Here is a 7,502-nt window from a genome sequence, read left to right as displayed (position 1 = left end):
GCCCGCCATGCGGACGTCGTCCTGGTCCGGGCCACCACCCCCGAACAGGCCGCCGCGGCCCGAACCGATCTGCGCCGACGCGCGGCGGCGTACGGACGCGACCCCGACGCGCTGCGGGTCCTGGTCGCGCTCACCGTCGACCTCGGCGACGCCGAGACCGCCCCGGAACCGGGCCTGGAGAGCGGACCGCCACTCGCCGCCGGCGGCTCGTACTACCGGGGCGGCCCGGTCGACCTCGCCGAACTGATCACCCGGTGGCACCGGGGAGGAGCGGCGGACGGATTCCATCTCACGCCCATCACCCCCGGGCGCGACCTCGAACGGATCGTCAACGGCACCGTGGCCCTGCTCCAGCACCGCGGCCTGTTCCGCACCTTCTACCCCGGCGGCACCCTGCGCGAGCACCTGGCGCTGGCCCGCCCCGCCAACCGGTACGCCCTCGAAGGGGGACGGGCATGAGCACCGCAACGAGGCAGATGCATCTCGCCGCCCATTTCCCGGGCGTCAACAACACCACCGTCTGGGCGGACCCCCGCTCCAGGAGCCAGATCGACTTCTCCTCCTTCGAGCACCTCGCCCGCACCGCGGAACGCGGCAGGTTCGACTTCTTCTTCCTCGCCGAGGGGCTGCGGCTGCGCGAGCACAGGGGCCGCATCCACGATCTGGACGTGGTCGGCCGCCCCGAATCCCTCACCGTGCTGGCCGCGCTGGCGGCCGTCACCGAGCGGCTCGGCCTCGCCGCCACCGTCAACGCCACCTTCAACGAGCCGTACGAGCTGGCCCGTCGCCTGGCCACCCTCGACCACCTCAGCGACGGCCGGGCCGCCTGGAACGTCGTCACCTCCTACGACGCCTTCACCGGGGAGAACTTCCGGCGCGGCGGCTACCTCGACCGGGCCGACCGGTACACCAGGGCCTCCGAGTTCGTCGCCACCGCCCGCGAACTGTGGGACACCTGGACCCCCGACGGCACCCCGCGCCCCTTCCGTCACCACGGGCAGCACTTCGCCATCGAGGGCGAGTTCACCGTTCCGCGCTCGCCTCAGGGCCATCCGGTCATCATCCAGGCCGGCGACTCCGCGGACGGCCGCGAGTTCGCCGCGTCCGCCGCCGATGTCGTCTTCACCCGGCACGGCACCCCGGAGTCGGGCCGCGCCTTCTACGCCGACGTCAAGGCGCGGCTGGCGAAGTACGGACGGGCGCCCGACGAGCTGAAGATCATGCCCGGGGTCACCTTCGTACTCGGCGACAGCGACGCCGAGGCCCAGGAACGGGCGGCCGAGATCCGTCTCCAGCAGGTCTCCCCGCAGAACGCGATCCTGGCCCTGGAACAGATCTGGGGCCGCGACCTCTCCTCCTACGACCCCGACGGGCCGCTGCCCGGGATCGACCCGGACCCCGGTTCCTCGCTGGTCCAGGGCCGGGTCAAGCACGGTGACCCCCTCGCCGTCGCGGCGCGCTGGCGTGCGCTGTCCGAGGAGAAGGGCCTGTCCATCCGGCAGACCGTCATCGAGACGACCGGCCGGCAGTCCTTCATCGGCAGCCCGGGCACGGTCGCGGCGCAGCTCATCGAGTTCGTCGCCGCCGACGCCGCCGACGGGTTCATCCTCGTACCGCATCTCACCCCCGGCGGCCTGGACGACTTCGTCGACCGGGTCGTCCCGCTCCTCCAGGAGCGCGGGGCCTTCCGCTCCGAATACACCGGTCCCACGCTGCGTTCGCATCTCGGGCTCGCCGAGCCGGTATGGAAAGGTTGACCGCATGAGCACGGACGCACCGCAGCCGCACGGTTTCGAGCAGGCGGCACAGGACTGGAAGCACTGGCACGAGGAGCGCACCGCCACGGTCGCCGGCCCCTACGGACCGCTCTCCCTCACCGGCACCCACTGGCTCTCCGACTACCCGGACGGCCACATCCCCGAGGTACCCGGGCAGTGGCGGGAGGACGGCGACGAGCTGGTGCTCAGCGCCTGTGCCGCGGACGGGCTGACCGTGGACGGCGAGCCCTTCACCGGCCAGGTCCGCCTCACCGCCGACCGCGGTCCGATCGACGGGTCCCGGGTCGCGCACGGTGAGCGGCGGCTGGTCGTGCTGAGCCGCGAAGGGCTCTGGGCGGTACGGGACTTCGACCCGGACTCCCCGGCGCGGCGCGCCTTCCGGGCCATCGAGGCCACCCCGTACGACGCCCGGTGGGCGCTCCCGGGCACCTTCCGCCCGTACGACAGCGCCCGTACGGTCCGGGTCGAGAACGCCGACGGGGTCGAGCGCGGTCTCGGGCTCGCCGGTGAGATCGCCTTCGAGGTCGACGGCACGGAGCACACGCTGCATGTCGCGGTCGAGCCCGACGGCTCGCTCTGGGCGGTCTTCGCGGATGCCACCAGCGGAAACAGCAGCTACCGCTTCCGGTTCCTGCGGCCCGCGGCCCCCGCCGAGGACGGCAGCGTGACGGTCGACCTCAACCGGGCGCTGCTGCCGCCGTGCGCCTTCGCGGACCACTTCATCTGCCCCTTCCCGCCGCCCGGCAACACCCTTCCCATCGCCGTAGAGGCGGGGGAGCGCAACCGCGTCGACGGCTGACGTACCCTCACGCTCCTTCGGTACCGGCCCCGGCAGTCCGTACGCTGCCGGGGCCGCTGCCATACCGTGCGACAAGTTCAGGCCAGTAGGCCCTCTTGCGCCATAAGTTGACGCCTTGAATACTCCCGAACAGCGCTTGTCAGGAGCACGGCAATGCCCGCATCGCGGGCGCACCGCCGTGCGAACGACTGCGCCTCACGGGTCCGACCACCCCACAGGCGGACCCCCGACTTCCCCTCGGGAGGAATGAAAAGTGAGGATCAAGCGCACCACCCCCCTCAACGGCACCGCGAGACGCACCCGGGCCGTTGCCGTCGCCGCGGGCCTTGTCGCCGTCGCCGCCCTCGCCGTCCCCAGCGCCCAGGCCGACACCAACACCACGTTCAGCGCCGCGCAACTCTCCGCCGCGAGCGACGCCGTGCTCGGCGCCGATGTGGCGGGCACCGCATGGAACGTCGACCCGACGACCAAGAAACTCGTGGTCACCGTAGACCGGACGGTCTCGAAGGCCGAGATCGAGCAGATCAAGAAGTCCGCCGGGGTCAACGCCGGCGCCCTGAAGATCGAGCGCACCTCCGGGAAGTTCAGCAAGCTGCTCTCCGGCGGCGACGCGATCTACGCCCCCGGCTGGCGCTGCTCCCTGGGCTTCAACGTCCGCAGCGGCAGCACCTACTACTTCCTGACCGCCGGTCACTGCACCGACGGCAACCCGCCCTGGTACACCAACTCGTCGAACTCGACCAGCATCGGCCCGACGGTCGGCTCCAGCTTCCCGACCAACGACTACGGCCTGGTGCGCTACGACAACACCTCGGTCGCCCACCCGGGCACCGTCGGCAGCGTCGACATCACCAGCGCAGCCAACGCCACGGTCGGCATGTCCGTCACCCGCCGCGGCTCCACCACGGGTATCCACAGCGGCTCCGTCACGGGCCTCAACGCCACGGTCAACTACGGCAACGGCGACATCGTCTACGGCATGATCAAGACCAATGTCTGCGCGGAGCCCGGCGACTCCGGCGGCCCGCTCTACTCCGGCTCCCGGGCGATCGGTCTCACCTCCGGTGGCAGCGGCAACTGCTCCTCCGGCGGCACCACGTACTTCCAGCCGGTCACCGAGGCGCTCAGCGCGTACGGGGTCAGCGTCTACTGACGCATCGGCACCCCTGGGCCGGCCCTCGAACAGGCGGCCGACCGATGAGGAGCCCCTGCCCGAATCCTGGGCGGGGGCTCCCGCTCACCCCGCGGCTTTTGAGAGGATGTGGGGCAGGTCGGTCACGCAGGAGCAACGGGGGCGGGTGCTGTGCCAGCCGGAGGGATGCCTTCCGGGCCCCCGGCAGACACCTCAGGGGGTTCCAGGTCCGTGAAACGCATCGGAGTGACCGGTCATCGCACCATCCCGCAGGAGGCCCACGCCCATGTGCTCGCCGGGTTACGGGCGGCGCTCTGCGGCCAGGAGGGTTCCCTGGAGGCCCTCTCCAGCCTGGCGGTGGGAGCCGACCAGCTCTTCGCCGACCTCGCTCTGGCCTGCGGCGCCGATCTGACCGTGGTCATCCCGAGCGGCGACTACGAATCCTGCTTCGCCGACGCGGCCGAACTCGCCCGCTACCGGGCCCTCAAGGACCGGGCGGCCCGGGAGGTCCGGCTGGGCTACCCGTACTCCACAGACGAGGCGTACTACGCGGCGGGCGCGTACATCGCCGACCACTGCGACCGGCTGCTCGCGGTGTGGGACGGCCGGCCGGCCCGCGGCCTCGGCGGCACGGGCGACATCGTGACGTATGCCCGGAGCCTGGGTCGTCCGGTCACGGTGATCTGGCGCGAGGGCGTGGAGCGCGGCTGACCGCCTGTCGGGCCCGGCCCCTCCGTATACGAATCCGGTCACGAACGGCCGTGCGCCCGACGGCGGCTCACACCTGACGGCAGCTCACATCTGGTGCCGGGCAAGCCAGTCGGTGTGCTGAGGGGAAACGATGCGCTCGGTCTCGAACACCGCGCTGGGCCACTGACGCTCGGTCAGCGTGGTCTCCATCGCCACCTGCATCGCCTCCAGATCCTGCTCCACCAGTGAGTGGGCCGAGATCAGCGGGTGGTGACGGCGCATCTCGATCCACGCCAGACAGGCGGCCGCCGCGGCCGACAGCACCCCCGTGAGGGCGAAGGACTGGGTGACGGAGAACGTCCTCAACACGGCGAACACCAGGGCCAGCGCGGTCAGTACGGCAATGGCGGTCGACCAGACCAGAGTGGCCCGCCGGGAGACCTCCTGGCGCCTGCGGTACCAGCTTCTCTGCTCGATGAGACGGTCCCGGACGTATGTCTCCTTGCGTACGGTGAACGCCTTGTCCCGCAACTCGCGCATCGATTCGGTGATCAGCCCGCCCGAATCCGCCGCCAGGTCGCGGGGGTCGGCCCACCCCACTTTGCGGAGTTCCTGAAGGCCCTCTTCGAGACGGTTCGCGAACACCGCCTCCGGGTGCTGGGTACCGGTGTCGAACGGTGATCCGTGCACCGAGTAACGCCAGCACATCGACTTGATGAACTCTGCCGCCGAGCGGTTGAGTTGCCAATGCGACTTTGCTTTGCGCCGGGCGGCGAGGTACGTCGTGATCAGGACACCCAGGTAGGCCAACACGCCCACAGCATCGGTGAGTTGAAACGTGTCACCCACCTCGGCGTGCCACGGGACCGCGGCCGGTGCGGCCCCCGTGACCAGGAGAATCAGTTGAATACGGGTGGTGTTCACGGCCTCCCGCTGCCTCGCGACGGCGATCTCGTCCGTGTGGTGAAAGAGCGCCGGCAGATCGGCGTTCCTGAAGACCATGCTCTGGAGCGGCCCGGGAAGCGCCGTCATGTTCACTCCCGTCTGCGGTTATGTCGTCACCTCAATGGCGGAATCGGTGGTTCCGTTCGACTTGGGACAGCCTCATGTGACGCTCTCGTTCCAAGTGGCCGTCCTCAGTTGCCAACCGAGGCCATGAGAGTAAAGTCGTGCCGCCGGACACTGCAATGGTGCAGATACTGTTGCTGCATTCCTGTCCGGAACCATTCCATCGGAACAAATCCCCTCAAGGACCGCCGTGAAGACCACTGAATCCTCCCTCTCCTTCGCCGTTGCGAAGAAGAATCGTGTGCCGCTCGCCGAGATCGACGTCCGTGGTTCTGCCGCTGCGCGGAAGCTCGGTCGCGTGCACGCCGTGTCGGCCGGTCGCCCCACTCAGGCATCGACCTTCAACTCGGCGCTCTGAAACAACGCGCCGAACACCTCGTGAACCGGCGATCCGAGCACCCCTTCGGGCTGGCTAGACTGGTGGAATGACAGGACCCCTGGTCCCTTTCCGCGAAGTCGTCCTCAAGGTTCACAGCAGGTGCGATCTTGCTTGTGACCATTGCTATGTCTATGAACATGCAGATCAGAGCTGGCGAACCCGGCCCAAGACAATCTCTGATGATGTCATTTTCCGGACTGCTCAACGCTTGGCCGAGCATGCCAAGGCACATGCACTGCCCTCCGTGTCAGTGATCCTGCACGGAGGGGAGCCTCTACTGGCGGGGCCCGCCCGATTGCGGCGCGTCTGCGAAGTGCTCACCTCCGCCTTCGACGGCATCGCGGAACTCGACCTCCGTATCCACACCAATGGACTCCAGCTCAGTCCCCGGTATCTCGACCTCTTCGACGAGTTCGGTGTGAGGGTCGGCATTTCCCTGGACGGCGACCGGGCCGCCAACGACCGGCACCGCCGCTACGCCGACGGGCGCAGCAGCCACCCTCTGGTCCTCAAGGCCGTGGACCTGCTCCACCAGGAGCGTTACCGCCATCTCGACCTCGGGCTCCTGTGCACCGTCGACATCGAGAACGACCCGCACGCGGTCCTCGACGCGCTCACCGAGCTCGACCCGCCGCTCATCGACTTCCTGCTTCCGCACGCCACCTGGGACGATCCGCCGCCCCGCCCGGACGGTTCGCCCACCGCCTACGCCGACTGGCTCCTCGCGGTCTTCGACCGCTGGCAGGAGCAGGGGCGCCCGGTGCCGGTGCGGCTGTTCTCCTCGGTGCTGTCAACGCTGGGCGGCGGCCCCAGCCTCACCGAGTCCCTGGGGCTGGCCCCGACCGACCTCGTCGTCGTCGAGACCGACGGCCAGCTGGAGCAGGTCGACTCGCTCAAGAGCGCCTACGAGGGCGCGGCGGCCACCGGCTTCGACGTCTTCACCCACACCTTCGACGAGGTGGCGGCCCATCCCGGGGTGAGGGCCCGCCAGCTCGGACTGGACGGCGTCAGCGAGACCTGCCGCAGCTGTCCTGTCGTGCGCTCGTGCGGCGGCGGTCTCTACACCCACCGGTACCGCTCCACCGGGCCGTCCGACGCGTTCGACAACCCTTCCGTGTACTGCGCCGACCTGGCCGCCCTGGTACGCGGCATCGAGGCGCGCACGGCGGCGTCCCTGGTCGCGCCCGAGGTGACCGAGCCGCTCGAACTCGCCGCCTCGCAGCGAGACCTCACCCGCATGCTGCTGGCCCGGCTGAACGCCGACATCGAAGACCGCGGCGGTGAGCGGTGGGCGCGGGCCTGGGAGCTGGCCGCCACCGTCGAGGCCTCCGAGGAGGGGGCCCGCGGGCTGGACGAGGTGCTGGCCCACCCCTACACCCGTACCTGGCTGCTCCATGCCCTGGACCAGCTCCACGAACGGCCGGGCAGCGTGGCAGCCGCGCTGCGGCTCCCGGTGTATCTCGCGGCCGCCGCCGTACGGGTCGGCCTCGACCTCTCCGTGGACGTGAGCTACGCGGACGGCAGGCTGGTCCTGCCCGGCCTCGGCGAGTTGCGGATCGGGGCAACGGGGGAGCACGGCACGGCGCGGGTGCGCGCCGTCGAGGACGGCTTCCTGGTCCGGCGGGGCGAGGGCGATCCGGCCGAACGGCGGGTCCT

Annotated in this window: 8 protein-coding genes; 7 read left to right on the top strand and 1 reads right to left on the bottom strand. The window is 70.1% G+C overall.

The genetic code is table 11. The features are described 5' to 3' along the window. The 5 genes from ABZY11_RS41285 to ABZY11_RS41265 all read left to right on the top strand — a co-directional run. The coding region (locus tag ABZY11_RS41285) for an LLM class flavin-dependent oxidoreductase (RefSeq protein ID WP_356484091.1) at positions 1 to 459 on the top strand (459 nt) is incomplete at its 5' end. A gap of 17 nt (positions 460 to 476) precedes the next feature. After that, positions 477 to 1,757 carry an NtaA/DmoA family FMN-dependent monooxygenase gene (locus ABZY11_RS41280; RefSeq protein WP_356484093.1) on the top strand — a complete coding sequence of 427 codons (1,281 nt, stop codon included), beginning with the start codon at positions 477 to 479 and terminating at the stop codon, positions 1,755 to 1,757. Positions 1,758 to 1,761: 4 nt separating this feature from the next. After that, positions 1,762 to 2,577 (top strand): DUF1684 domain-containing protein, encoded by an 816-nt coding sequence (locus ABZY11_RS41275; protein WP_356484090.1) that lies wholly within the window; start codon positions 1,762 to 1,764, stop codon positions 2,575 to 2,577. Positions 2,578 to 2,830: 253 nt separating this feature from the next. Continuing rightward, entirely contained in the window at positions 2,831 to 3,730 is a 900-nt protein-coding gene (locus ABZY11_RS41270) for a S1 family peptidase (protein WP_356484089.1), read from the top strand. A 210-nt stretch (positions 3,731 to 3,940) separates the two neighbouring features. Further along, complete coding sequence (locus ABZY11_RS41265; RefSeq protein ID WP_356484088.1) at positions 3,941 to 4,420, top strand: hypothetical protein; 480 nt, start codon at positions 3,941 to 3,943, stop codon at positions 4,418 to 4,420. An 84-nt stretch (positions 4,421 to 4,504) separates the two neighbouring features. Here the strand turns inward: ABZY11_RS41265 and ABZY11_RS41260 are convergent, their stop codons facing one another. Beyond that, positions 4,505 to 5,401, bottom strand: coding sequence for a DUF4231 domain-containing protein (locus tag ABZY11_RS41260; RefSeq protein WP_356484092.1), 897 nt, complete (start codon positions 5,399 to 5,401; stop codon positions 4,505 to 4,507). A gap of 256 nt (positions 5,402 to 5,657) precedes the next feature. Between ABZY11_RS41260 and fxsA the strand changes: the two genes are divergently transcribed. Then, positions 5,658 to 5,825: an FxSxx-COOH cyclophane-containing RiPP peptide gene (gene fxsA / locus ABZY11_RS41255; protein ID WP_356484087.1), complete on the top strand. Its 168-nt coding sequence runs from the start codon at positions 5,658 to 5,660 to the stop codon at positions 5,823 to 5,825. 67 nt (positions 5,826 to 5,892) lie between these two features. Further along, the coding region (locus tag ABZY11_RS41250) for an FxsB family cyclophane-forming radical SAM/SPASM peptide maturase (protein ID WP_356484086.1) at positions 5,893 to 7,502 on the top strand (1,610 nt) is incomplete at its 3' end.

Origin of the sequence: Streptomyces sp. NPDC006510, from assembly GCF_040611955.1 — a bacterium.
GTDB lineage: Bacteria > Actinomycetota > Actinomycetes > Streptomycetales > Streptomycetaceae > Streptomyces.
The sequence above is the reverse complement of the archived record's forward strand: the minus strand, read 5'-3'. Positions and strand labels throughout refer to the sequence as shown.

Bases quoted from the DNA above. Each gene is read 5' to 3' on its own strand.
- ABZY11_RS41280 (WP_356484093.1), top strand. From the start codon at position 477: ATGCATCTCGCCGCCCATTTCCCGGGCGTCAACAACACCACCGTCTGG.
- ABZY11_RS41260 (WP_356484092.1), bottom strand. From the start codon at position 5,401: ATGGTCTTCAGGAACGCCGATCTGCCGGCGCTCTTTCACCACACGGAC.
- ABZY11_RS41275 (WP_356484090.1), top strand. From the start codon at position 1,762: ATGAGCACGGACGCACCGCAGCCGCACGGTTTCGAGCAGGCGGCACAG.